General features: G+C 47.8%; 27 protein-coding genes, 1 tRNA gene and 1 pseudogene. 7 read left to right on the plus strand and 22 right to left on the minus strand.

Annotated elements, in window-relative coordinates; translation table 11 throughout:
* Nucleotides 1-380 precede the first annotated feature (380 nt).
* Nucleotides 381-2633, plus strand: a complete 2253-nt coding sequence (locus ABGV42_RS12330; RefSeq protein WP_347381899.1) for an AraC family transcriptional regulator — start codon at nucleotides 381-383, stop codon at nucleotides 2631-2633.
* Between the two features lie 89 nt (nucleotides 2634-2722).
* Here the strand turns inward: ABGV42_RS12330 and trmB are convergent, their stop codons facing one another.
* Nucleotides 2723-3472, minus strand: a complete 750-nt coding sequence (trmB, locus tag ABGV42_RS12335) for a tRNA (guanosine(46)-N7)-methyltransferase TrmB (RefSeq protein WP_347381900.1) — start codon at nucleotides 3470-3472, stop codon at nucleotides 2723-2725.
* Nucleotides 3473-3623: 151 nt separating this feature from the next.
* The gene (locus ABGV42_RS12340; protein WP_095288345.1) at nucleotides 3624-3824 is read right to left on the minus strand and encodes a hypothetical protein; all 201 of its coding nucleotides are present in this window, start codon (nucleotides 3822-3824) and stop codon (nucleotides 3624-3626) included.
* A gap of 305 nt (nucleotides 3825-4129) precedes the next feature.
* Here ABGV42_RS12340 and ABGV42_RS12345 point away from each other — a divergent pair, with 305 nt between their 5' ends.
* The 4 genes from ABGV42_RS12345 (at nucleotide 4130) to ABGV42_RS12360 (ending at nucleotide 7867) form a co-directional block, all read left to right on the plus strand.
* Nucleotides 4130-5083, plus strand: a complete 954-nt coding sequence (locus ABGV42_RS12345; protein ID WP_347381901.1) for a TIGR01212 family radical SAM protein — start codon at nucleotides 4130-4132, stop codon at nucleotides 5081-5083.
* Between the two features lies 1 nt (nucleotide 5084).
* Nucleotides 5085-5669: a class I SAM-dependent methyltransferase gene (locus tag ABGV42_RS12350; RefSeq protein WP_347381902.1), complete on the plus strand. Its 585-nt coding sequence runs from the start codon at nucleotides 5085-5087 to the stop codon at nucleotides 5667-5669.
* A 211-nt stretch (nucleotides 5670-5880) separates the two neighbouring features.
* Nucleotides 5881-6858: a type I phosphomannose isomerase catalytic subunit gene (locus tag ABGV42_RS12355; RefSeq protein WP_347381903.1), complete on the plus strand. Its 978-nt coding sequence runs from the start codon at nucleotides 5881-5883 to the stop codon at nucleotides 6856-6858.
* Between the two features lie 28 nt (nucleotides 6859-6886).
* Nucleotides 6887-7867 (plus strand): alpha/beta fold hydrolase, encoded by a 981-nt coding sequence (locus tag ABGV42_RS12360; protein ID WP_347381904.1) that lies wholly within the window; start codon nucleotides 6887-6889, stop codon nucleotides 7865-7867.
* A gap of 126 nt (nucleotides 7868-7993) precedes the next feature.
* Here ABGV42_RS12360 and odhB read toward each other — a convergent pair whose 3' ends face one another.
* The 9 genes and pseudogenes from odhB to ABGV42_RS12405 all read right to left on the minus strand — a co-directional run bounded on the left by odhB (nucleotide 7994) and on the right by ABGV42_RS12405 (nucleotide 16696).
* Nucleotides 7994-9268 (minus strand): 2-oxoglutarate dehydrogenase complex dihydrolipoyllysine-residue succinyltransferase, encoded by a 1275-nt coding sequence (gene odhB / locus ABGV42_RS12365; protein ID WP_347381905.1) that lies wholly within the window; start codon nucleotides 9266-9268, stop codon nucleotides 7994-7996.
* A 5-nt stretch (nucleotides 9269-9273) separates the two neighbouring features.
* Nucleotides 9274-12147, minus strand: a complete 2874-nt coding sequence (locus ABGV42_RS12370; RefSeq protein WP_347381906.1) for a 2-oxoglutarate dehydrogenase E1 component — start codon at nucleotides 12145-12147, stop codon at nucleotides 9274-9276.
* Between the two features lie 560 nt (nucleotides 12148-12707).
* A tRNA-Pro gene (locus tag ABGV42_RS12375) sits at nucleotides 12708-12781 on the minus strand.
* A 210-nt stretch (nucleotides 12782-12991) separates the two neighbouring features.
* On the minus strand, nucleotides 12992-13423 hold the full coding sequence (locus ABGV42_RS12380) for an NUDIX domain-containing protein (RefSeq protein ID WP_347381907.1): 432 nt from the start codon (nucleotides 13421-13423) through the stop codon (nucleotides 12992-12994).
* A 197-nt stretch (nucleotides 13424-13620) separates the two neighbouring features.
* A complete protein-coding gene (locus ABGV42_RS12385; protein WP_347381908.1) occupies nucleotides 13621-14106 on the minus strand; it encodes a GNAT family N-acetyltransferase in 486 nt (161 codons plus the stop codon).
* Nucleotides 14107-14293: 187 nt separating this feature from the next.
* Nucleotides 14294-14725 (minus strand): GNAT family N-acetyltransferase, encoded by a 432-nt coding sequence (locus tag ABGV42_RS12390; RefSeq protein ID WP_347381909.1) that lies wholly within the window; start codon nucleotides 14723-14725, stop codon nucleotides 14294-14296.
* 122 nt (nucleotides 14726-14847) lie between these two features.
* Nucleotides 14848-15221: pseudogene (locus ABGV42_RS12395) on the minus strand (YybH family protein).
* 43 nt (nucleotides 15222-15264) lie between these two features.
* Nucleotides 15265-15759, minus strand: coding sequence for an 8-oxo-dGTP diphosphatase (locus ABGV42_RS12400; RefSeq protein WP_347381910.1), 495 nt, complete (start codon nucleotides 15757-15759; stop codon nucleotides 15265-15267).
* Between the two features lie 148 nt (nucleotides 15760-15907).
* A complete protein-coding gene (locus tag ABGV42_RS12405; RefSeq protein ID WP_347381911.1) occupies nucleotides 15908-16696 on the minus strand; it encodes a DUF3891 family protein in 789 nt (262 codons plus the stop codon).
* A 196-nt stretch (nucleotides 16697-16892) separates the two neighbouring features.
* Here ABGV42_RS12405 and coaA point away from each other — a divergent pair, with 196 nt between their 5' ends.
* A complete protein-coding gene (gene coaA / locus ABGV42_RS12410; protein WP_347381912.1) occupies nucleotides 16893-17822 on the plus strand; it encodes a type I pantothenate kinase in 930 nt (309 codons plus the stop codon).
* 61 nt (nucleotides 17823-17883) lie between these two features.
* Nucleotides 17884-18246: a DUF423 domain-containing protein gene (locus ABGV42_RS12415; protein ID WP_347381913.1), complete on the plus strand. Its 363-nt coding sequence runs from the start codon at nucleotides 17884-17886 to the stop codon at nucleotides 18244-18246.
* A gap of 71 nt (nucleotides 18247-18317) precedes the next feature.
* Here ABGV42_RS12415 and ABGV42_RS12420 read toward each other — a convergent pair whose 3' ends face one another.
* The 11 genes from ABGV42_RS12420 to ABGV42_RS12470 all read right to left on the minus strand — a co-directional run bounded on the left by ABGV42_RS12420 (nucleotide 18318) and on the right by ABGV42_RS12470 (nucleotide 24957).
* Nucleotides 18318-18872 (minus strand): histidine phosphatase family protein, encoded by a 555-nt coding sequence (locus ABGV42_RS12420; RefSeq protein WP_347383218.1) that lies wholly within the window; start codon nucleotides 18870-18872, stop codon nucleotides 18318-18320.
* Nucleotides 18873-18893: 21 nt separating this feature from the next.
* Nucleotides 18894-19676 carry a glutamate racemase gene (gene murI, locus ABGV42_RS12425; protein WP_347381914.1) on the minus strand — a complete coding sequence of 261 codons (783 nt, stop codon included), beginning with the start codon at nucleotides 19674-19676 and terminating at the stop codon, nucleotides 18894-18896.
* A gap of 94 nt (nucleotides 19677-19770) precedes the next feature.
* Nucleotides 19771-20157, minus strand: coding sequence for a hypothetical protein (locus ABGV42_RS12430; RefSeq protein ID WP_347381915.1), 387 nt, complete (start codon nucleotides 20155-20157; stop codon nucleotides 19771-19773).
* A 25-nt stretch (nucleotides 20158-20182) separates the two neighbouring features.
* Nucleotides 20183-20623, minus strand: coding sequence for a hypothetical protein (locus ABGV42_RS12435; RefSeq protein ID WP_347381916.1), 441 nt, complete (start codon nucleotides 20621-20623; stop codon nucleotides 20183-20185).
* 92 nt (nucleotides 20624-20715) lie between these two features.
* On the minus strand, nucleotides 20716-21411 hold the full coding sequence (locus tag ABGV42_RS12440) for a GNAT family N-acetyltransferase (protein WP_347381917.1): 696 nt from the start codon (nucleotides 21409-21411) through the stop codon (nucleotides 20716-20718).
* A gap of 1 nt (nucleotide 21412) precedes the next feature.
* The gene (locus ABGV42_RS12445) at nucleotides 21413-21781 is read right to left on the minus strand and encodes a hypothetical protein (RefSeq protein WP_347381918.1); all 369 of its coding nucleotides are present in this window, start codon (nucleotides 21779-21781) and stop codon (nucleotides 21413-21415) included.
* A gap of 115 nt (nucleotides 21782-21896) precedes the next feature.
* Nucleotides 21897-22796, minus strand: a complete 900-nt coding sequence (locus ABGV42_RS12450) for a serine/threonine-protein kinase (protein WP_347381919.1) — start codon at nucleotides 22794-22796, stop codon at nucleotides 21897-21899.
* Nucleotides 22793-23341, minus strand: a complete 549-nt coding sequence (locus tag ABGV42_RS12455; RefSeq protein WP_347381920.1) for a GNAT family N-acetyltransferase — start codon at nucleotides 23339-23341, stop codon at nucleotides 22793-22795. The genes ABGV42_RS12450 and ABGV42_RS12455 overlap by 4 nt, the downstream gene beginning before the upstream one ends.
* Nucleotides 23338-23919 carry a DJ-1/PfpI family protein gene (locus ABGV42_RS12460; protein ID WP_347381921.1) on the minus strand — a complete coding sequence of 194 codons (582 nt, stop codon included), beginning with the start codon at nucleotides 23917-23919 and terminating at the stop codon, nucleotides 23338-23340. The genes ABGV42_RS12455 and ABGV42_RS12460 overlap by 4 nt, the downstream gene beginning before the upstream one ends.
* A gap of 20 nt (nucleotides 23920-23939) precedes the next feature.
* Nucleotides 23940-24062, minus strand: a complete 123-nt coding sequence (locus ABGV42_RS12465) for a hypothetical protein (protein WP_261780056.1) — start codon at nucleotides 24060-24062, stop codon at nucleotides 23940-23942.
* Between the two features lie 37 nt (nucleotides 24063-24099).
* Nucleotides 24100-24957, minus strand: a complete 858-nt coding sequence (locus ABGV42_RS12470; protein ID WP_347381922.1) for an SDR family oxidoreductase — start codon at nucleotides 24955-24957, stop codon at nucleotides 24100-24102.
* Nucleotides 24958-24962: the final 5 nt, after the last annotated feature.

A 24962-nucleotide genomic window follows, 5' to 3' on the forward strand; every position in this document is an offset into this window, starting at 1 on the left:
TTGCAGCGCGGATGCGCAGTGGAGCTCTGTTTTTAGTGTAGACGCCCTTCCCGCTCTCGGATACTGAAGCTTCCCGCCCGAAAATGAACGATATTGCCAAATCGAGTATGAACAATGTGAACCAAGACTGAAAAGAGCACCAGTACGTTCACAAATGTTGATATCGTGCATATCCTCGGCATAGTGAACAATTCAGCGAAAATTGAACGATATATACTGAAACAACCTTTTAAACCTTGTACAATATTGATGTAACCGCATACATAATATATAATTTGAAGGGCTATCCTCATCTAAAGCGGCCTACTGTGAAACAGAGCGTAAGGCTGTGAAATGAAGTTTTATCCACCCAAAATGCACATGTTCAGGGGGAACGGATTATGCGCAAACGTTCGGAGGACAGTCAAAACGTATTTTCTCGAATACTGATTGGTATCATTGTCAGTACCGTTGCTACCCTACTCGTAGCCTCTGCCATTCTCTACGTCAACTACAACCGCATTGCTCTCCGCCAGGTCTATCGCACCGATATGAACAGTCTCACGCAGACCAGCCGGGAAGTGTCCAAAATGACAGAAACGGCTAAATCCCTGTCTTATCAGATCTATCAGGACTACAGCATCTCAGCACTGCTCCTTTACTCCAAACCAAGCATCTATGAAATCACTCCAGCCATGGAGCAGCTTGATAACTACCGCATGTCCCTTCCTTTTATTGAATCCATCTATGTATACAACTCCAAAAGCAACGAATTTTTCATCAGTTCGGAGACGCGCAATGGTCGGCAATCTCTAGCGGAATTAGACGATCAAGGCATTAAGGATATCCTCCAGCGATTTCATGAATATAAGCCCTTTGTTCCGATCCCGCGTACATACCAGGTTGGTTCTACAGAAGAAGTTGAAGTGAACAGCTACACCTATCTCTGCTATGACACGATCAACGATAATGCCGAGTTAAACTACGCAGTCGTAGTCAATATCAAGGACGATTGGTTAAGTCCCAATATGAATACAGCGGATCAGCCGGGCAAAACATTTATTATCAACGAAAACGGACAGCTGCTATCCGATTTTGGAGATCGGACGTTAATGCAGGATCTCTCCAAGGAAAACTTCATGCATGCCATTTTGCAAAATACGGAGCATTCCGCCTACTTTACCGCAGAGGTTGACGGGGAAAATTCACTTATCACCTATACCACACCTGATAATTTGGGATGGCGTTATGTACGAATTACGCCTGATCATCTGATCACTGCTGATATTCGCAGCATGCGGACGCATACCGTCCTGTTTTGTCTGGGCTTGCTCATTGCCGGATTGCACCTCTCATACTTGGTTTCTCGGAAGTTATACCACCCCATCGACAAGGTCATTGTACGGATGCGAGTGATGGAAGCGGAGCGCCGCGGCAGTCTGCACATCTTGCGTCAGGATTTTTTGCGCGGTGCTCTTCAGGGGCGTGAGACGGTAACCGGAGGAATTCTGGAAGAGCGCATGAAGTTTTACGGCTCGTGTGTCCAGGTTCATCGTCCATCTAGGCTGGTATTACTGCGTATCGATCGTTTTGCCGATTTTTGTGATACCTACCGGGACGATATCAAGCTTGTAAAATATGCGATGATGAACATTTGCATGGAATCGGCGGAGTTTTGCTATCATACGGAAACCGTGGACATGGGCGGCGATCTGATTAGCCTTCTTTTCAATGAAAAAGATTCGGATATGCAGACTGCTCAGGATACCGAGGGGCATATGGAGGAATTGCTGCGCAAGCTGCAGGATGCGGTTATGCTTCATCTGAAATGCTCCATTTCGTTCACCGTCGGACCCGAGGAGGACTCGCTGGAGGCTGCGATAGCCGGCTATCCTCACTCCGCAGAGGCTTCCCTGCACCGATTATTCAGCGGACCGGGCTGCCTGCTGTTTACAACCGACATCATGGCGTATCAGGAGAAGGAGTATGCATTTCCTGCAAGTAAAGAGCGGCAGCTCATCGATTGCCTGATGACAGGCAAAACGTGCGAAGCCAAACAAATCTATACGGATATCGTAGATGAGACGGCAGCATATCCTTTTACCGTATTCCAATTGGCACTTTCCCATTTAACGATGACATTGAACCATGTACGCAACACGCTTAAAAAGAATAACCAGCTCACACTGAACACCATCTCGGACGCGGCAATGTTTCCTCTCCATGAAGCGGAGGAGCTCGGTGAAGTCCATGCCCACTTCTATCGTTTGTTTGATGAATTAGGATTGAAAGTGGAAGAGAAACGAACGCTGAGGCATGAAGAGCTCCTACGCAGAATTAACAGTATTATCGAACGGGACTATGCGGACACCAATCTCTGCCTCACCTCCATTGCTGATGAACTCACCATGTCACCCATCTATATTAGCAGGCTGTATAAACAACTCACGTTAAAAGGACTAACGGATGTGATTAATGAGACTCGAATCATCAAAGCCCAACATCTGCTGATTGAGACCGAGAATTCCGTTGCGGATATTGCAGAGAAAACGGGATTCACCAACAGCTCCTATTTTTATCGCATGTTCAAAAAGTTTAACGGTGTGACCCCAAATGATTATCGTCGCAAGGAACTTCGTTCCGAGCAAATGTAGTTCTACATTCTGAATGATCTAAAGAAAGACAAATCAAAAAAAGCGACACACGAGGCAATGAATCTCTCCTCCATGTGTCGCCTATTCATTTACTCTTGGTCTTCTGCGGATTCATCCGAAGCTTCGCGTACTTTATACTTGTCCAGACGCATCTGCTGATACTCACGCAGCGCCTCTTCACCGACAATGACTTCTACACGATGAATGTTCATGCCTTTGCCCATGAATTTCTGCTCGTATTCCGTCATGACATGCTCTTCATTCAATCCATCACGATGAAGGTTCAGGGACAGATTGGTCATTTGCAGACCATAGTCGGCAATCGCATTAAGCGAGAACTCGAACAATGTCTCCGAATCGGTCTTGAAGTGAATTTGGCCCTTGGCGTTAAGCAGTTCTGTGTATTTCTTCAAAAAACGCGGATGAGTCAAACGACGGCGTGCATGCTTGGCTTTTGGCCATGGGTCACTGAAGTTCAAATAGATTCGTTCCAGTTCTCCCGCTTCAAACACATCCTCGATCTGTTCAATATTCGCCAGCACAAGCTTCACATTGGGCGGAGTTTCTACGTCAGCCTCACTCCATGCATTACGGGCCTTCTCACTAGCCCGGCGCACCAATTCATCATACATATCAATACCGATAAAATTGTATTGCGGATATTTATAACTCATTTGGCTGATAAATTGACCTTTACCCATACCAAATTCAACAAAGATCGGATGGTCATTTCCAAACAGTTCAGACCATTTCCCCTTGTACTGTTTGGGATCCAGAACAACAAGATCCACTTGCTCCTCCAGATTTTCCCGAATCCCTTTTCTGCCACGTAAACGCATTTTATTCCTCCGTTTGTCCATACTTGTCTCAGACTCATTTTGCCGAAGAACCGGCCAATTGTAAAGAGCAATGAAAAAGGAATCTTCGGATCTGCCACTTGGGGCAAATCTCAAAGATTCCCTCTTCGATTTATTTGGAATTGGGGTCCAACTACTTTAATAGTTCATAGTCTACCTTATCTTGGTGTGAAAAATCAAATGTCTTTTCGAAAGCCGTGCGAACTTTTTGTCTTGCAGCCGCTTCCACTTTCGGATTGCCGTTAAAACGAACACCTGTCAAAGCCAGTGCCTCTTCTGCCGTCAGTTCAACTGAAACATGATGAAGATTATTGTTTTTAACTTGGGAATTCATTCATATCACCTCACGGTATAGTATGGTCCATGACGTCAATTTTGATTCAAATGCTATGATGAATAGTACCCATTGGATGCTGTCTGACGTTAAGTTAAATATAACACAAGGTGTAAACTATAGCAAGCAAAAAACCTTGATTCTACAGTCTATTTTTGAGTCGGCATTCCCCTTTTTTTGCGTTTTTTGATACAATGGTTAAAGTCCATGGAGACACGGATTTTCACGATCCGTTCTATCACGTGAATAGATAAACATCTGTCTCTTCCAAGAGGGAATGCGGCAGCCAAAGGAGCACCCTGAAGATGAATGCACCTGCTATACAACCTCCTCTTTCCTGGGGAGATAAACGATTCCACACATGGAATTACGAAATGCGAAACGAGTTCAATAATAAAGTGTTCAAGGTTATGCTTGACGCAGGATTCACCTGCCCGAACCGTGACGGTTCGATTGCTAAAGGCGGATGTACCTTCTGCAGTGCCCGGGGATCAGGAGATTTTGCCGGCAGCAGACGGGATGATCTCGTTACCCAATTCAATACGATTCGGGATAAACAGCACCTGAAATGGCCTACGGCACAGTACATCGGCTATTTCCAGGCTTATACGAACACATACGCTCCTGTTGAGGAGTTACGTGAGTATTTTGAAGTTATTTTACAGCAGCCTGGTGTGGTCGGTTTGTCCATTGCCACTCGTCCCGATTGTTTGCCTGATGATGTTGTGGATTACCTGGCCGAACTGAATGAACGAACCTACCTGTGGGTTGAAATGGGACTTCAAACGATTCACGAGTCCACTTCAACGCTCATCAACCGAGCACATGATACTAGATGTTATGAAGAAGCGGTAGAGAAACTGCGGAAACGGAATATACGCGTATGTACACATATCATTTATGGCTTGCCTCAGGAAACGCATGAAATGATGCTGGACACAGGACGTGCTGTAGCCAATATGGATGTGCAGGGCATTAAGATCCATCTGCTGCACCTGATGCGCAAGACGCCAATGGTTAAACAGTATGAAGCCGGGCTTCTTCGATTCCTGGAACAGGACGAGTACATCAAACTGATTGTTGATACGCTGGAGATGCTTCCACCTGAAATGATCGTGCACCGCCTCACCGGAGATGCTCCGCGCGATCTGCTGATTGGACCGATGTGGTCCATGAAAAAGTGGGAAGTGCTGAATTCCATTGACCGTGAGCTGCGTTTACGTGATTCCTGGCAGGGTAAGTATTGGAGGGGAGCATAAGATGGGTTTTCTTTCGGTTCTAAGCTGTGCCCATCAATGGGTATCCTCCCGTTTGCAGCCCGGTGATTTTGCCATTGATGCCACAGTAGGCACAGGTGCGGATACTTTGTTTCTTGCACAGCAAGTTGGCAAACGCGGTCAGGTCATCGGTTTTGATATCCAAAATGAAGCGCTGACGCTGGCTCAAGCCCGAATTCGCAAACAGGAAGACGGCACGAAGCTTGGTTCCATCTCCCTGATGGAGTTAAGCCATGACCGAATGGCTGAAGCGGTTCCGGAGCAATGGCAGGGTCAAGTTGGTGCAGTCATGTTCAACTTGGGATACCTGCCCACCGAAGGTGCAGATGCTTCTGTCATTACTCAAACGGACAGCACGATCGGGGCATTGGAAGCAGCACTGGGCTTACTGAGACCACGCGGTATTATAACAGCCGTATTGTACCCTGGCCATGACGGAGGTGCACAGGAAGCAGATGCAGTAGTAGCCTGGTGCTCGGCCTTGCCTGTAGAACAGGCACAAGTTGTCATGTACCGCCAGCTGCAGCGTTCAACCTCTCCTTTTCTGATTGGCATTGAGAAAAAGTAATTTCCTTTACTCCCCAAATGCCATAAAATAAACACATTAAATAGCACGACATCGCCGTACATGAATGTGGGCCAAGCTTTAACTTGGCTCGTTTACTATGACGATGCGTGCTTTACATACTTGTCTGCTGCAACCGTATACAACCCGGAATGCACTGGCATGAATTTGATTAAAGCGATTCACCACTTCATATACTAGAGGAGAGATAACGATGTCTAAGCCATACCCACTGCAATTTCAACCCGAGTTTAAGGAACGTGTATGGGGAGGTCGGGCGCTGGAGCAATTCGGTCTGACACCACCTGAAGGACATATTGGAGAAGGCTGGATGATTGCGGATCATCCCAACGGTACAACCAAAGTCATTAATGGCGAGCTTGCTGGCAAAGGCCTGGATGAAGTACGGGAACAGCTGGGCACTTCGTGGCTTGGAACGAAAGGCGTTTCTGAAAAAGGCGGACGTTTCCCACTCTTGATCAAACTGCTCGACTGCAATGACGATCTATCCGTGCAGGTCCATCCTACAGATGATTATGAAGCTCTTCCTCCTGGCGAACTTGGCAAAACGGAAATGTGGTATGTGCTTGACGCGAAACCGGGAGCGCACATCATCTATGGATTGAATGAAGGAGTCGATCGTGCGGTGCTGAAGGAAGCGCTGGAGAATGGTACGGTGATGGATACGCTCCGTCAAGTACCGGTTGAAGCAGGTGATACATTCTTCATCCCTGCCGGAACGGTACATGCTCTATGTGCAGGAGTCGTCGTTGCCGAGATCCAGCAAAATTCGGATACGACCTATCGGATCTACGATTATAATCGCCCAGGACTGGATGGAAAACCGCGCGAGCTGCATGTTGAAGACTCCTTGAATGTGACAGCCTATGAGGGTGCCGGTGCAACAACAATGAAAACCAATAACGCTACACCAGGCGAATGGCTGAAGCTTGCGGAATGTCCTTATTTTGTCGTAGAAAAGGGAATTGTTACGGGCCGGTGGGAACTCTCTACCCAAGCAGACAGTTTTACCATACTGGTGGTTTGTGAAGGTAGCGGGACCCTGGAATGGGACAATGATGATCAGGAAAAAATTGAATTAAGCGCTGGACAATGCTACCTGCTGCCTGCCAATCTTGGAGCTTATACGCTGGATGGCCATACGACAGTCCTTCGTTCTTATCTACCTTAATCAAACCAGTGAAGGAGGGGTTAACACGATGCAGGAATCCACTTTTGCCCTTGTGGGTAATGAAGGTACCCGTATTCATGTCTACCGCTGGCTTCCCGATCCGGAATGCGAAGTGAAAGGCGTTGTTCAAATTGCGCACGGCATGGCCGAGACTGCAGCACGATATGCGGAATTCGCCAAATGTCTCACCAGTCACGGGTATGCTGTCTACGCCAATGACCACCGAGGACATGGAAAATCCGTCGAGAATCCTAAACTGCTCGGTAATGCCGGAGCCGATGCTTTTCGCTGGATGGCAAGTGATATGATCAACCTCGGTGAGGTGGCATCCAAGGAGCACGCGGGGGTTCCCTTGTTTCTGATGGGACATAGTATGGGGTCTTTTTTGGTACAGCAGCTGATGTATGCAGGGCATGAACGTTATCATGCATTCATCTTGTCCGGAACCAATGGGAAACGCGGTCTTCTCCGATTTGGTGAAAAACTCGCACTCATGCAATGTGGCATTCAGGGTGCGGCACATCCGAGCATGCTGCTCAATGCCATTGTGTTTGGCGGATTTAACCGTTCCTTCCGTCCGGCAAGCACACCATTTGATTGGCTATCGCGTGATGCCGACGAAGTTAAACGTTTTATCGACGATCCATTATGCGGAGCCATCTGTACCGCGGGATTCTTTCGTGATTTTTTCAAACTGTTGTTGGAAATTCATATGCCTGAACACATGGAACGGATTCCAAAAGATAAAGCAGTGTATCTGTTCTCCGGAGAACTGGACCCTGTTGGACTGAATGGCAAAGGTGTGTATAACCTGGTCTCCCAGTACAGACAGCTTCAGATTCAGGATGTAGAATATCGCCTGTATCCCGAAGGACGGCACGAGATGCTGCACGAGACCAATCGTGAAGAAGTATGCTTGCATGTGGTGGACTGGTTAGAGCGCCACACACCGGGTTCTGAGCTATACAGCACGAATGTGACTCGCGAAACTCTTGCCGATACTGTCTAAGTCCTTCTCACCATGTTTATAAAAATACGAAAGCCCCTACCAAGGGACACAGTTTGCGCTGTGCTCCAGGTAGGGGCTTTCTGCTAAGTGAATCTATAATGATTGCTAGTTATGTTTTGGCCCGATTTACCCTTCGATAAGCAAGGATTCCGGATCTTCCAGCAGTTCCTTCACCGTGACGAGAAAACGTACCGCTTCGCTTCCGTCGATAATGCGGTGATCGTACGACAATGCGATATACATCATTGGACGATTTTCCATCCGCTCTGCATCGATTGCAACAGGACGAAGCTGGATCTTATGCATCCCGAGAATACCCACTTGAGGTGTATTCAGGATCGGTGTAGACAACAGGGAACCAAACGTTCCGCCATTGGTAATCGTAAATGTGCCGCCTTGCAGATCGGAAAGTGCAAGGGAGTTGGAACGAGCTTTGGAAGCCAGGTCTGCAATGCTCTTTTCGATCTCAGCGAAGCCCAGACGGTCTGCGTCACGAACGACAGGAACAACAAGACCTTCCTTCGCAGAGACCGCGATTCCGATATCGTAATATTTTTTGAGTACAACATCTTCCCCATCAATCTCAGCATTGATGGTCGGGAACTTTTTCAGTGCGCCAACCACTGCTTTGGTAAAGAAGGACATGAATCCAAGACCGATATCGTGCTTCTCTTTGAACTTGTCCTTACGACGTTTACGAACATCCATGATTGCAGTCATGTCTACTTCGTTAAAAGTTGTCAGCATTGCCGCAGTTTGCTGCGCTTCAACCAGACGCTTCGCAATGGTCGCCCGGCGACGAGACATCCGTTGACGTTCAACCGGTTTTGCATACGTAGAACCTCCAGCTGCCGGAGCGCTTGCTGATGCTGCCGGAGCTTTAGTTGCTGGAGCTGGCGTTGAAGCTGGTGCCTGAGTCTTATGACTTTTTACGTCTTCCTGATAGACACGCCCAATCGGATCTTTGCCCTGAACCTGGTCCAGCTCAATGCCGCGCTCGCGGGCAAGCTTGCGTGCAGCCGGTGACGCCGTTTTGGTTCCGTTATCGGAAGATTCCGGAGCTGCAGCTGGTGGTGCAGCTACTGCTACTGCTTCTGGTGCTGGGACCGCAGCCTGTTGCTGTTCTGCAGCCGGCTGGGAAGCGGGTGCTCCGCTTCCTCCTCCAGTTCCTGCTCCAAGCGTACCAATCGTTTCCCCAATTTCTACGGTCTCGCCTTCCTGACGGATAATTTTCTCGAGCACTCCGCTCTCCTCGGCGCTGATTTCGATATTTACCTTATCTGTTTCCAGCTCCAGAAGAACGTCGCCCTGATTTACGGTTTCGCCTTCTTTGACAAGCCATCTGGAAACCGTTCCTTCGGTAATCGATTCACCCATTGCAGGTACTTTAATTTCACTCACAGCTGTTACCTCCCCAGTGGAATATTATTCTTCGTCGTTTGCTTCAACGCGGATGTAATAATCTGTTGCTGTTCCATGCTGTGCACAGTTTGATAACCGCTGGAAGGACTCGCGTGTTCCGGGCGGCCTTCGTATCTCACGGTTGTTCCTTCCGGTGCAATAGCGCGCAAGCGAGGTTCCATGTATGTCCAGGCTCCCATGTTTTTGTTCTCTTCCTGAACCCAAACCAGTTCTTTCAGCTTGCTGAAACGTGCAAGTACGCGCTTGATTTCTTCCGCCGGGAACGGATACAGCTGTTCAACACGAATAATGTGAAGCCAGGACCAGTCTGCTTTGTCTTTCTCAAAAGCGTCCTCGAGATCAATGGCAATTTTACCACTGCACAGAATGATGCGCTCTACGCGATCCGGTTTGGTTCCAAGCCCTGCTTGTTCAAGTACAGGCTCAAACGTGCCTTCGCTAAACGCTGCAGCGGGTGACGCGACACGCGGATTGCGAATGAGACTCTTCGGCGACATTAAGACCAGAGGACGTGCATCTTCTGTTTCAGTCAATGAAGCCTGACGACGCAGCAGATGGAAATACTGGGATGCACTCGTCAAGTTGGCAACCGTCATATTATCTTCTGCACAGAGCTGCAGGAAACGTTCGAGACGGGCACTTGTATGCTCAGGTCCCTGCCCTTCATTGGCGTGAGGAAGCAGCATGACCAGACTTGATTTCTGAGACCATTTGGCACGGCCAGCGGATATGAATTGGTCAAAAATAACCTGCGCACAGTTGGCAAAGTCACCAAATTGGGCTTCCCAGATGACAAGCGTATCCGGGGAATACACATTGTATCCATACTCGAATCCAAGCACCGACTCCTCTGACAACGGGCTGTTGTAGATTGCAAACGCCGCACGTGCTTGTGGCAGATGGTGCAGCGGGCAAAATGTTGTTCCGTTCTCCGAATCATGCAATACCAGATTCCGGTGAGCGAAGGTTGCGCGCTCCGCGTCCTGTCCGCTGATCCGGATTGGCTTGCCGTCGGCCAGGATCGTAGCAAAGGCCAGTGTCTCGGCAAGACTCCAGTCCACTTTTTCTCCCTCGTTCAAGGAAGTGCTGCGGCGCTGCAGAATACGCTGCAACTTCGGATATACGTTGAAGTTCTCTGGCCATTTCAACAGATCGGCATTAATGCTCCGCAGATTCTCCAGCGGCACGGCTGTTGGAATCAGCGACACTGCTTCAGGTTCATTGGCTTTCAGTTGTGACTGTTCATGAACTTCGTTTTTCTTCATTTGTTCATAAGCTTCTTTTAGTCGGTTGGTCACCGCATCACGAATGCTGCCAATGGATGCATCATCGATAACCGATTCCTGCTTGAGTTGGTCCTGATACAGATAACTCACTGTAGGGTGACTCTTCACTTTTTCATAGACCTTCGGTTGTGTTGTCTCCGGATCGTCTGTTTCATTATGACCATAGCGGCGGTAACCGATCAGATCAATCAGGAAATCCTTCTTGAACTTGTTGCGGTACTCTGCCGCCATACGAATCGCCGCGATACATGCTTCCGGATTGTCTGCATTCACATGCACGATCGGAATCTCGTAACCTTTGGCAAGGTCACTCGCGTAATAAGTAGAACGGGAATCGCTGCTATCGGTTGTAAATCCGAGACGGTTGTTCACGATAATATGAATCGTTCCGCCGTTCTGATAGCCCGGGAGTGCTTTGAAATTGAGCGTTTCCGCCACAATGCCTTCACCAGGGAAGGCTGCATCGCCATGCATTAGAATTGTCGCTGCTTTTGTCACGTCCTGTTTCGGATATCCCGGATCACGCCGATCATCCTGCGCCGCACGTGCAAAGCCTTGAACCACAGGGTTTACGTACTCCAGATGACTCGGATTGTTAGCCAAAGTCAGACGAGCCTGTACTGCTTCGCCATCTTTCACAAAGCGATTCGCACCAAGGTGGTATTTGACATCCCCTGTCCAGCCGTAATTGATTCCTGTCGATCCTTCAGACGGAACCAGATCCTTGTTCGGGGAATGATGGAATTCAGAGAAAATTTTGCTGTATGGTTTACCAAGGACATGAGCGAGCACGTTCAGGCGACCCCGGTGAGCCATCCCCATCAGAATATGGCTTGAGCCCGAGTGTGCCATAATGCGTACTGCTTCATCCAGCATCGGTACGAGCACGTCGTTTCCTTCAATCGAGAAACGTTTTTGTCCCACAAACGTTTTGTGAAGGAAATCCTCGAACTGCTCCACCTCAACCAGACGTTCCAGCAGAGCCTTCCGTTCATCCTGATTCAGTGGTGCCGGGGATGTCCGTGATTCAGCACGGCGGTTAAGCCACTCGCGTTCATGAACTTCATGAACATGGCTGAATTCATAAGCGATTGGACCTGTATAGATCTGGCGCAGACGCTGAATGGCATCCCAGCCGTTAGCCGTCTGTCCATCTGCACCTTCCCAGATCAGGGATGCGGGCAGTGCTTTCAAATCTTCTTCATTCAATTCAAAATGCTTCGGTTCCAATAAAGATGTATCTGAATCTTCACTTATACCAAGCGGATCAATATCCGCGGCAAGGTGACCATAAGTTCGAATATTCCAAACCAGTTTCCCGGCTGTAACCGCTTTCTGTAATAATTGAATATCCACGCTCCCGGAAGCCGTTTGGGCGTTGCCGGAATAAGTGGCTGTATGTGCATCTCTGCCGGGCATCGGCGGAGCACCCCATTGTTCAAACAATTCCCGATATGCGGGTGTAACCGATTCAGGATCTTGAGAGAATAATTCATATTGTTCTTGTACGTATCCCAAATTGGGTCCATAGTAACTTTCCCAGGGCTTCTTGTTGCCTTCCTCGATCGTCATCGACGTTCCCTCCGTCTTGATTTAGTCGTGTGTTTTGACGGAAATCATTGACTAAGCCGTAATTTGCGTTCGTTCAACATTTTAAGCGAAATTTTTCATGAAGTCCAATCTTCGTGATGTTGGGGGTAAATAACGTTGTTCCGACGCTCCCGTCAAGGTTTGTCTGCGTTTTCAAAAACATAATAAACAATAATTGGATATTCCGCCGACACAGATGTCGAATAGTGTCCAGATCTGCTCGAGGGGTCCATCTAACTCAATGTAAATCGAATTCGTTTTCTAATGTCTATTCTATAAACTTTTACGCTCAGGAGCATTTCCTATTTTTAGTTCAATTGATGCATAAATTAGATGAATCAGATAAATGAAGCATAAACTCAGCATATCGCAGATGAATAAGCTCCAAAGTTTCCGCGCTAACCCCCTTTAATAAGAATTGTGGTCCATAACCAGTCAAAACAAACCGTCAATTTAAACATTAACCATTTGGGAACAGATTCAACAAAAAAAGACCGTGAATCGACAGATTCACAGCCTTCGTTTCGGTGTACAGTTTCGAATCGGAGTAGCGGGATTTGAACCCACGACCTCACCCACCCCAAGGGTGCGCGCTACCAGGCTGCGCTATACCCCGATAAATCGCAAATTAAATTCGCGAATTATAAACGTGTAGTTCTTTTCATACCATCAGATCGCTTGACCCAACTCGGGATCCCTATCCAAATATTATCCAAATTATACCGTACGCTCGCTGTACCTGGCAATATATAACATGGTGTCTAACTGTGTTTTTCTAAAAAACTTTAGCCCACCGATTTCATGTATCTATATCCAACCCTGGCGCTTAACTACGTCCATGGACCATATGTGATGCAAATGGTGTTAAGGAGAGATGTCGAACCTGCTCCAAAGTAAACCAATCTGCACCCAATGAATCTTCACCATCCGGCTCTTTCCTGATCTCACTCGCCTGCTTGTCTGACTTCAATTGTACATCATATAAAATGCCGATATGATGCAGCTCCTCCGGCATTCCCTGATACACCCAATGCACAACGTTGGATTCCGCAGACCGAATGGTCACCTGCACATCCGTGAGCCCCGTTTCTTCTTCAATCTCGCGGTGAAGAGTGGTCTCCGGCTGCTCACCGAATTCCAGCCTTCCACCAGGCAGATCCCAATAACCTTTATACGCCCCTCGTGCTTTATGGATTAACAATATCTTGTGACCCCATCGAATGAGACCGTATACCCCCAGATGTGTATGTTGATTCATAAATGACCCCTTCTTTCATCTGTAAGGTATCGGACTTGTTCCTCCAATTTTCGTATCCGCTTATTCATCTGATAAAACGTTGGAGTGAAGATTAACCCCGTTATAATGACAACCACCCAGATCATACTCAAAGGCATCATCTCCCTTTCTCCGATTCACTTGAATGCAGTGACAAACGGATATCCAGCTCACCTCCCTTACTTGTTGTTTTCCTCCGTAAGGGTGTCCACGTCAACTGCCAGACGGATCATATCCACGCAGCGAATACCATCCTCTATAATCTCTTCATCGTAATGTCTTACAAAGTAGTCTCGATCGACTCCTATGATGCGAAAACCGCAACGTTGGTACAGCTTCAACTGATGAAAGCTTGAATTGCCTGTTCCGATCTCGACAGTTCGACAGCCCAGCCTGCCTGCTGCTTCAATGGCTTCCTTGATCATGTGCTTGCCGACGCCTTGTCCCTGTAATTCTTCCTGAACGGCAATATTAACAATCTCAACGGTCTCGGGCCGGGTCTTAAGCAAAACAAACTCGCCTACCATCTCGCCTTCATATTCGGCGATAAAACATACACCACGACTTAAATATTCGTCTACTTTGGCTTTGGAAGGATCAGCCATTAGCAAAAGTTCATAGGGCTTTTCCTCTTCCCAATCCAGTATTCGGAACGTTAGTCTCATGCCAATCTCCACCTTTTCATCGTACAATATTCATTTACGGCCCGTTTGCGGAAGCCTATGTATCAGCTAAAACTCTAAACTTGGGTGATCCTCGTCACACACTGGCGCTAGGATAATAGCGAAACATTTCTTGAACTCTCTTCTAATCTGGTCATAGCGAAACATCTTATCATTCAATCTATTACAACTACGTTGCTCCATTCTGATTGGAATAATGGCGAACCATCATGCCGTTTGCTCTGCGCATGCCCTGTTTCTCATAGAAAGGCTGAGTTTCTGTGTCGCATAACAGATCGATCATGTATAAACCCTGGAGTCTATTCAACATCCGCTCTGTTAGCATTGTCCCAATTCCATTCCCTTGGAACTCCGGCACCACTTCCAGCAACGGAATGTATGCACTGAGCACCCCGTCCGAAATGGCTTGAATAAAACCTACAACCTTCTCTGTCTCGTCATCCAATGCAAGCTCAACAGCATACGATTGTTCCAACAGTCTCAGAAAAGTCGTCTTCGACGGTGGATTGGGCCAGCCATCAAAAAAATGTTCGCTCAGTTGTTCAACGCCTATTCCATCCAGCTTCGATACGAAATTGTCATCTTTCACATCTCCCTTCAAAAAAGCAAACCTCATTATATCACAATATATGGATACAGATACATAGAAATGGATGATACATTCTGTTCAAATCCCTAGTACTATCTTAACCCTACCGTATACATGATTTCTCTTATTAAGTTTCACCGTTTTTCTCCTGCGCTTAGATGCTCATGAATTAACTTCCATTCCCCATCAGGCCCGGTAGCAAACACATTCGTCGCTCGACCGTACCTGAAGCCGGTTTCCCTTGGTAGATACCTTCCCAATGATAGGTGTAGATGCAGACAGCCTGTGTCTCACTTACCGTAATCCAGGTGAGATCTTCTGCTGCATATACTTCTTCTTTTACCATGTCCCAAGCCTGTTCAAAATAGGAACGAATGGCTTCCGTTGTGGTGCAGGAGGTGCCTGTAAACCAATAGACCGCATCTGCCGAAATCCATTTGCTCACCTCATCAAAATCATGTGTATTCGTTGCTGCGATGTATGCCTCAAGCGCTTCTTGGTATCCCATTATGTCATCTCCCTATGGCAGTCATTATCATTTTTTCTGCTCTCTATCTCAATACCGTATCGCTATACACCATAAACGTTTCTTGTAATGTACGGTTTGTCGACTTTTCCCAGATCACGCTGCGTTCAAATGTACCTTCATGGAAAAATCGCGGGAATCGTTCAGCAAACCAATCCTGCATGGGCAAATCAAGCGCGTGTTCAACCGGTATCCACAACAATTCCCCTTCAGGCGGATCCTGCAATAATTCACCTTCAAATGAAGTGGCCAGATAATTAAAAACCATATAGCGCAGTCCCTGCTCCGGATCACAGAACTCATCCAATCCCTTGTATGTAATCTCATGGACCACAAGTCCCGTTTCTTCCTCAACTTCCCGCACGGCCCCGTCCACGATGCTTTCCGGAAAATCCACCTTACCTCCAGGTGCAATGTATCCCGGGAATCCTTTGCGATCAGGTCTGTTCATCAACAAAACCTTCCCATTGCACTTGTCCCACACCATACACATCGTAAATATGTCAATCCTGGTACTCATCCTAATCCTCCTACCGCTGATCTCACTTGGTTGTACCATAACATTTCTGGTTATCCCTTGAATATTCCTGCCTCTTCGCAACGATAAAAAACAAAAGCAAAACAGACCTCGAATTCATCTTCGAGGCCTGCTATTAAACCATTATGATTCAGTCCATACTTGTAATCAACACTCTGCGCTCTTTCCACTCGGCACGCCGATAGGCCTGGAGCAGGCCAAATTTGCGAATGCTCGCTTTGGGTACCGACTTGTAAGGAAGACCGACGGTGAATTCCTCAGTGAATGGAAAGAATGAAAGTCCTACCTTTTCACCCGAGATCCATTCGGCCCGAATCGGTTGTCTTCCACAAGCATCGAAGGTGCAGCTGAGTCCCTCGGCAAAAAAATCATATCGTGATGCAGGAGTTCCCGGCTCCTCCATACAGAGAAAAAGGCTCAGCTGATCACAGAATAACATGATCTCCAGATCACTTTGCAATCTGTGATTGAGCTCATCTCCACCGCCGAGCCGCTGCTTCCAATCCGTCTGGAGCTTTTGTTCTTTCTTCAGATACTCCCTGATATCATCATCATCATCATTAGGGTTAGCACCCAAGGTGTTCTGAAATAGCTCCGTGTACATCAAGCTGCACAATAGCCCGGCATACAGACTTTTTTCACGGACCTCCTCAATCCCTTTTTGGTAAAATACAAAACGCGGGCGTAACGGGAAATCACGAAATGAATATGGTGATTGGCTGTAATCATTCCAAAATGGTGCGGAATCCAGCTCGATCCAGCCACGGTCATGTTCTCTTGCTGCGAGTATAAGTTCCTCCCGGTGACGGGAATCAGCGAGCAGTTCATCTTTCCAATAGGAAGCCATCACGCCGGCTACTTGTCCATGCTCATGCTGTGCGGTCAAAACAAAATCATGCTCTCTCTCATATACGATCATTTGCTGTCACCCTTCCGCATGGTATACTTCAACTTTAACATATACTGGTATAAATTTTTCCGCTATCACTTCATTTATTCTTCTTCGCCCGGACGGCATAACCACTTTGCAAATGTAAAGGTGTTGTCAGTTGCCTGAAATTTGGTACACTAATGATTGTGTCACGGATTACATTACATACAGAAAGCGGGATCTCATGAATTTATACTCTCCTTACATCGAGTTTAACCGCAAGGAATGGGCTGAACTGAAGGAACATCAGACCACCCTTCCACTGACGGAAGCCGAATTGGAACAACTAAAGGGATTGAATGAAGAAGTATCCATTCAGGAAGTGGAAGATATTTATTTACCACTTACCCACTTTATTGACTTATATGCAAGAGTTTCACGTGAATTGAATCGATTAACGGCTTCTTTTTTGAAAAAGGAACAATATCCCGCTCCCTACATCATCGGAATCGGGGGCAGTGTTGCCGTGGGCAAAAGCACAACAGCGCGTTTGCTCCAGGCCATGCTCGCCAGAGGTAAGAGCAAACCCAAGGTCGACCTCGTTACGACCGACGGTTTCCTATATCCCAATGCCATTCTCGAAGAGAAGGGCATCATGAACCGGAAGGGATTCCCCGAAAGTTACGATATCAAATCGCTCATTCAGTTCATGGGCGATGTAAAATCCGGTAAACCCGAAGTAAAAGCGCCGGTGTATTCCCATCTTGCCTATGATGTCATTCAAGGGGAAGAGCAAACGATCTTCCAACCGGACATCCTCATTATTGAAGGCATTAACGTCCTGCAGGTGAAAAAGGAAACACCGCTGCTTGTCAGCGATTTTTTTGACTTTTCCATCTATATCGATGCAGAAGAGGAGCACATCCGTCATTGGTACATTGAACGTTTCAAGCTGCTGCGCAGCACAGCGTTTCAGAATGCCGATTCCTTTTTCCATGACCGCTTTGCGAATATTGGTGAAGAGGAAGCCGTACTGACAGCTAGTCAGATCTGGCAGGATATTAACGCCAAGAATTTGCACGAGAATATTCTGCCAACCAAGGGTCGGGCCAGACTAATTTTAAGAAAAGAAGCCGACCACTCGATTCAGCACATTCAACTGCGCAAACTGTAGGTGCTCTCAGAAAGCTATACCGAAGGTCAAACTACCCCTCTTCTAAAGGAGACAATAGCCTATGCAAACCTTAGTTGTACTCGGTAGTATCATGATGTTTCTCGCCGTAGCACTTGGAGCGTTCGGTGCTCATGCACTCAAGCGCAAATTATCTGCAGACATGATCAAAATATACGAAACCGGGGTTCAGTATCACATTGCTCACGGTCTCGGATTAATCCTCCTAGGTCTGATTGCGGACCGCCTGGAACCTTCTTCGCTCATTATGGCCGCCGGTTGGCTGCTGTTCGCAGGCATCCTTCTATTCTCTGGCAGCCTCTATGCACTTAGCATAACAGGTGTCCGTAAGCTTGGTGCCATTACGCCGCTTGGCGGAGTCGCGTTCCTGGCCGGATGGATCATGGTCATAATTGCAGTACTGTAATGCAGAACGGACTGTAAACGAAAAAGAGTGTTCTAGCCGATATAAATGATCGCTGGAGCACTCTTTGTTGTTTAATCTGTCCATATTCTGCGAATGGAAGGTGATTCCTGTTCCCCTTGCTGACGTTCCAGCACATATACATCGGGATTGGTTAGCAACCTCCACTCTTCGTAACCAAAGGACTTTTGATAATGACGAATGAGCAGAGATAGCAAGTTGCCGTGAGTTATAACAGCCGCAGATTGCTCCGGGCGGCTCCAACATTCCTCCAGCACTTCCATCCCGCGTGCGGTTGCGAAGCGCGATGACTCGCCGCCTTCTTCCATCCAGTCCTCATCCGTGTATGTCCGTTCCAGCACTTCCATCCAGTTCTCCAGATGGCGGGTGCTGAGCACCCTTTCCTGAAGGCGCTCATCGGTATGTAACTGTTGCAACGCGGCTCTGGCGAGCGGCATTGCTGTCTGGAGCGTTCTTTTCCATGGACTGGAGACGATATAGGATATGGAATGAATGGCAAGCTTCTCTGCTAATTTTTCCGCCTGACGAAGACCTTCATCTGTAAGTTCTGCATCCGGTTCCTGTCCTGTTGCCTTGGCGTGACGAATGAGGTAGATCGACTGCAGGATTCTCCCCTCCTCTGGTGCAGCTCATTTGGACATCGTATCAAGATACCGAAGAGCAGCCCTCATTTTCTCCTGGTCTTCCAATTGGCCTCCTGAACTTAAAAACGTAACCTGCTCCTCCGGTCTCATCCCATGTTGGTCCGTCAACTCAAGCAAATGCTTCAGATGGTTGACCGTGCCTGCGCTGCCATCAATAATCTGCACATGATCCGGAAGCACCGTCCGGAGAATGTGTGTATAGAAGGGATAATGCGTACAACCCAGGACAACCGTACCGTATGAATTCAGATCAAAATCAGCCAGTTTCCGGCGAAAATACGCTGCACTCTTTTCCGGATCAAAATCCAGCTGTTCACACCATTCCACAAGTTCAGGCAGCGGGATGGAATCCACACTGTGATGGTCATCCACACGGGACACCAGTTCGTTATACTTGTTCTGGCTCAAGGTTAGTGCCGTTGCAAAGACAAGAACTCTTTTCCCGCTTTCACGGTTCATCTCCACGGCCGGCTTCACCGCAGGCTCCATTCCGATAACCGGGATATCATACCTGGCACGCAAATCCTTCACGGCCAGACTTGTCGCCGTATTACAGGCAACCACGATTGCTTTTACATTTTCCCGAATGATTGCTTCGGCACAATCGAAGATATGCCCTCTTACTTCATCTGCCGATTTGGTTCCGTAGGGGACATGAAGTGTATCTGCATAATACAAAAACTGTTCTTCTGGCAGCTTCTGCAAAGCCTTGTGCAGGACGGTTAAACCGCCGATGCCCGAGTCAAAAAATGCAATTTTCTTATTCAAGGGTTTCACCTCTATAACGTATTCTTTGGGGTTCCAGGAACCTGTATTTCCTGCTCATGATGACTGGAGGTGAGGGTTGTTCGCTAGAGATCTACTATTCTTCACTCATTTTATACTGTCTGAGCCAGTCTTTGCCACTGTTCCACTCGTTCACGGGATTCCGATCCCCAAGGAGCTCCGTACTTGCCTGAGCCATGATCCATTCCTTCAGACCATTATCCGCGCTGGCCTCAAGTTCCTGTAAAAGGACATTTAGTCCTTCCTCACCCGTATTCAGGATTAATCCATACGCCTCCGGGCTGTCAGCAATATAATCGTTAAGGTTACTGCTGCTCATGATTACAGATTCACTAACCATTTCCTGCAGGCTGTGTTCAATCACCCCTGATATACTCTGTTCCCCGGTCTGGATCGAGCATGCTCCCAACATAAATACAGTACTCAGAGATACCAGGCCGCGTACCAACTGTTTACGAATCACCGGACCACACCTCTCAACAAAGAGTTTAACGAAATAGGGACCTGCCGTCCATTTCCCAGTACCGCTGCTCCACAGGTACACGATCCAGGAAATCCACATAGGATCCAATCCAGCCTTGAGGCATGTAATGTTCGAAAGAAGCAGGCTCGGGGAACATGGAGCAAAACTGCCTTTGGTCAAAATCCACAAGGAAAGACGGTACAAACTTCAGCCACTCATCACCTTCCCTGTGCCGTTTCCTAAATTGATCGAGACGGTCTCGCAGCTCTGTGACGGTTACTCGCTCGTCCTGAATGGCCTGCAGGAATGGTGCAGCGGTTTCCTCGTTCAGCACTTCAATACCGAACCGTTCCTCCATCTCCACATTCAAAAACCAGTACTCCCGCTCGGTTACATACCAGCAAAACGTTCCACGAAACCGGACTCCCGTAATGGTATTCTGCGCATATTCAGGTTCTGTCTTCAATAATTATACTCCTCCCGATAAATACGGATATGAGCTTCAATGACATGTTGCAGATCCTTTTGTACATATGTTCGAATCACTGGATTCACCCTCTATGATGAAGTCGTGACGCTGAAATCCATGCCGTATTGAAACAGCCCCAGTTTGCGGGCGACCTGCTGTGAGGAAAGATTGTCCCAGGATGTACTGTAGAGAGGAATGCGTCCGCCCTCTTGCACATGGTACTGCCAGCATTTGACCACCTCCACCCCATATCCATATCCTCTGTATGCAGGCATCGTATATAAACTCGCTTCAGCGCCCAGCACTGAAATTCGGGCAGAGCAGCATACGGCTACGGCCGAATTTTCAATAACATAAGCGACTACAGGTGCTTTCGCATGCAAGCGTCCGGTGAGATCCGGGAAATGCTCAGCCAGCAAAATCGTATTATGGTGGTCAATAAGCTGCACAAGCGAATGCCACTCATTCCATTTCTCCTGAAAGACAAATGCAGGTCCCATCCACATATCCTTGACCGGCCTAAAAGCCTCGATCTTCTCTAGCAACTTCGGAATATCAAGCGGAAGTTTCACGTCAGATGCCAGCTGATCCATAAGGTCTGGCGGCAGGTGCTCATGGTAATAAGATAGAAGACCAGCAGAAGTCATGCCAATGAATAAGGCAGGGGCCTGCCCGCCTTCCGGTTCATTAATGCCAGTAAGACGCTGCTGCATGTTCATCGTATATAAAGTTTGTACCTGTATTTTCATCAATTCGGGCAGTGCGACATTTACTATGGGTTCCATATTATTCAGCTAACCTTAGCAATAATCGTTCACCTTCACTTCGTGTGCGAGTGAACTGCTGCTCCAGAAATTCGGGCAGTTCCCGCAATTCAGCCGGACGATATCCAGCACCGCAGCCACAACTATGGTAGGTAATACCATGACGATAAAGAGTGACTACCTTCTTCCATTGTTTCAGATCGCTTTGCTTCGGGGTTCTGAAATCTTTCCCCATGCTAGCCATAGGTGACGCACACTGCGGGCATTTATTTTCAAGCTTTTCATACTCTTCAGGAGCAAGATCATGTCTGGATGTTTGTTTGAATGATTTGCGGCAGTCAAAACAGGCATAGATATCCTTGTATGGTCCTGACATGGCATATCTGCACAATGGACTGCACCTCCTTCATTAATTTCCATTATACGGGATATTTCAAGGAGATACGAATGTAAGCTGCGTAATTACGAATGGAGGATATACTGAACTGAAAACTTTTTTGGATCCATCATTCATCAACAATACATAGATCCTGCCTCACTGCCAGCCTCCAGGCTTCACCCAGCTCCCCAACGGATGCGTAACGACGGGACCGGTCAGGATCAACTGCCCGGATCACAACCTTGTACAAGGCATCTCGAGCATCCCACTTGGCATACGATCGATCCTTCTCCCCTCCAAGGAGCGCAAATGCCATTGCACCCATGTTGAATACATTGGTTACTGCATCAATGGGGGCACCGAGCTCAAACTCCTCAGGAGACATGAAGCGGGATGACCCCCACATGCGTCCCATAGTATTGGTAAAAGACCCCTTCCGATACAGATCGATATCACAAATCTTGATCGTGTTTTGCTCAAAATCATAGATCAGACTGCCATCGTAAAAATCAACCGCCTCATATCCTTTTCGTTCCATCTCGATATGAAAGTCCAAAATCTGCTCCATCGCCTGAACCCGCGCCTGGACAGGGAGCTGTCTGAAACGATAATACGGTGAACGTGGATCTTCATATTTTGCCGGAGCCGGAAAGTACCACTGCGAATGCAGACATTCTCCATCCACCCAATCAAATACGCAGACATAGCCCCGGTCCGTTGCAAAATGGTCTCTTAGTCGAATCAAAGCGTCATGCGCCAAATCCTCATAGACTGGAACAGAAAATCTCAGACTACGAATGGCTTCCGGCGGACTATTGAGTTTACTCGCATGAATGGTACGTGCTCCCGCATATTTTACGAATAACCTTGTTCCATCCTGCTGCACGATTCCGAAGGACAGATTCCCGGAATCCTGCTGATCAAATACGCGAAATACCTTGCCCAGTGGCCGTAACCATTCGAAAGAATGGGACTCTTGTAATACGAAGGCATGACCGTCCACTTCAAGATGAACCGTATCTGTCATATGGACCTCCCAGATGGATAAACGTATGTCATATGGGCTTCATCATACCCTTGTCCCTCTACTTCAAGAGCATATTTCTCTATGCCATACGTTTCGAATCCATATTTCTCGTATAATCGCCTCGCTGATTCATTTGTCGTGACCACGCTTAGATTAATTTGCCTGATGCCCTCCACTGTCTCTCCCCGCTTCAATACTTCTCGAAGCAACCTTGAAGCAAGCCCATGCCCCCTATATTGCGGGGCCACGTATACCCCCCAGATGAATCCCTTGTGCCTGAGCTTCAGGCCGTTCTCTCTTTTGAATCCCATCATTCCAGCCATTGACCCGTCTTCTGTATACGCTCCAAGGATGTAATCATCGGGTTCATTATGTATGCGATCCTGCACTTCATTCATGGGAAGCTGAACAGACAACTCGTATGATGCTCCGAAGGACTCCGGATGATTTTTCAGCGCCTCCAGACGCAAAGACCAGTATTGATCCGCTTCATCGTGCCGAATATTGCGGATAATGAATCTGCTCTGCTTGATATCTTCGCTCATTCTTCGATCACTCCTTGCATCTCGTAAGGATAGTCGATCTGCCGCTTCACATTCTCGGCTGCCTCCCGTCCGGCAAGCAATCCCAGTACGTAAATTCCGAGATCAATTGACGTCGCGACACCACCGGCCGTAATGACATTTCCGTCCTTTACAATCCGGGTCTGGATGACCTCGTCTGCGTACGGCTGAAGTAGATCATACACATTAGGGTGAGTCGTTGCCTTTTTGCCGGAGAGAAAACCTGCCGCACCCAACAGCAAAGAGCCCGTACATACCGACACCTTCATCGGAACCTTCTCCGCCTGTTTCAGCCATCCCACAAAAGCTTCATCAAACCGAAGTTTGCGCGTACCCATACCACCAGGAACAAAAACCATATCGTACTCACCCAAGTCGGGCTTCACTCGATCCACTTGGAGCGTTAATCCGGATTCGTCCGTGACCTGATCGGTCATCGCGCAAGTTTCCCATGTACTGCCCTTGGTGGGTTCAAAGAAATTCAGCCGGTTGATCACATCATAAAACCCTGCAAAATCAAGAAAAGTTAAACCATCAAACAAAACAAAAGCAATTTTCAACGTGAAAACCTCCCATGTTTTTATTTCGACGCGTCTCGTTCCATCGCTTCCTTCACCCAATCACGTTCAGGGAGCTTGCTGTTGATCCGGAATAACAGTCCTACAACGGCTAAAAGCAATACAATCACGATGACTTCAAACAAGCTCAAGCCCTCCTGACTTAAATTTATAAGGTCTGCCCTATTTCAGAGCACGTGCAATAATCCACTCCAACCACTTCCACGGAAGCAGCGTTTTGCCAACAATGAGCACACGAGATCCTTTGCCGAGTGCATAGCGGAGCCGGGGTGCACGCATCCGTGCAATGCGGGCGATCAGGTCAGCCACTTCCTGCGGATCAGGCGCAGTCTGGCCTGCATGTGCAGAATAATGAAGCACCGCATCCAGTTTATCTTTATAAGGAGAGTGATCATTGCGGTGAATTTCACCCAGTCCTTTATTCCAAATGGGCGTGCGGTACGCTCCCGGCTCAACCAGCACAACCCGTACGCCAAACGAGGACATTTCATGCCGAAGGCTCTCGGTGAAACCCTCCACGGCAAATTTGGAAGCAGCATAGGGCGCATAGCCCGGGAAACCGGACAATCCGCTAACGCTCGAGAGATTGATAATGAGTCCCTGCTTCTGCTCGCGCATGACAGGAAGAACCGCACGTGTCATTGCAATAAGACCGAAGAGATTTGTCTCCATTTGCCTCCGCCAATCGTCCATAGATACTTCCTCGATAAAACCGCCAATTGCAAACCCTGCATTGTTCACCAGCATGTCGATTCGACCATACATCTGAAGCACATTCTTGACAGCCGCCTGTACCGAATCCGAATCCGTCACATCCAGACGCATATAATGCAATCGGTCCGCAATGCCTGCTTGTTCTGCCAGCTGGACTAATTCTTCATTCCGGCTCAGATCGCGCATGGTTGCGGCAAGCCGGTATCCCTGCTTGGCAAGTGTAACTGCAGTAAGCATACCGAACCCGCTCGAGGTGCCTGTAATTAATGCTACAGGTGCATTCTCTTCCTTAGTGTTCTGTACCATCTCCC

It is taken from the genome of Paenibacillus pabuli, from assembly GCF_039831995.1.
In the GTDB taxonomy this organism is placed as follows: domain Bacteria; phylum Bacillota; class Bacilli; order Paenibacillales; family Paenibacillaceae; genus Paenibacillus; species Paenibacillus pabuli_C.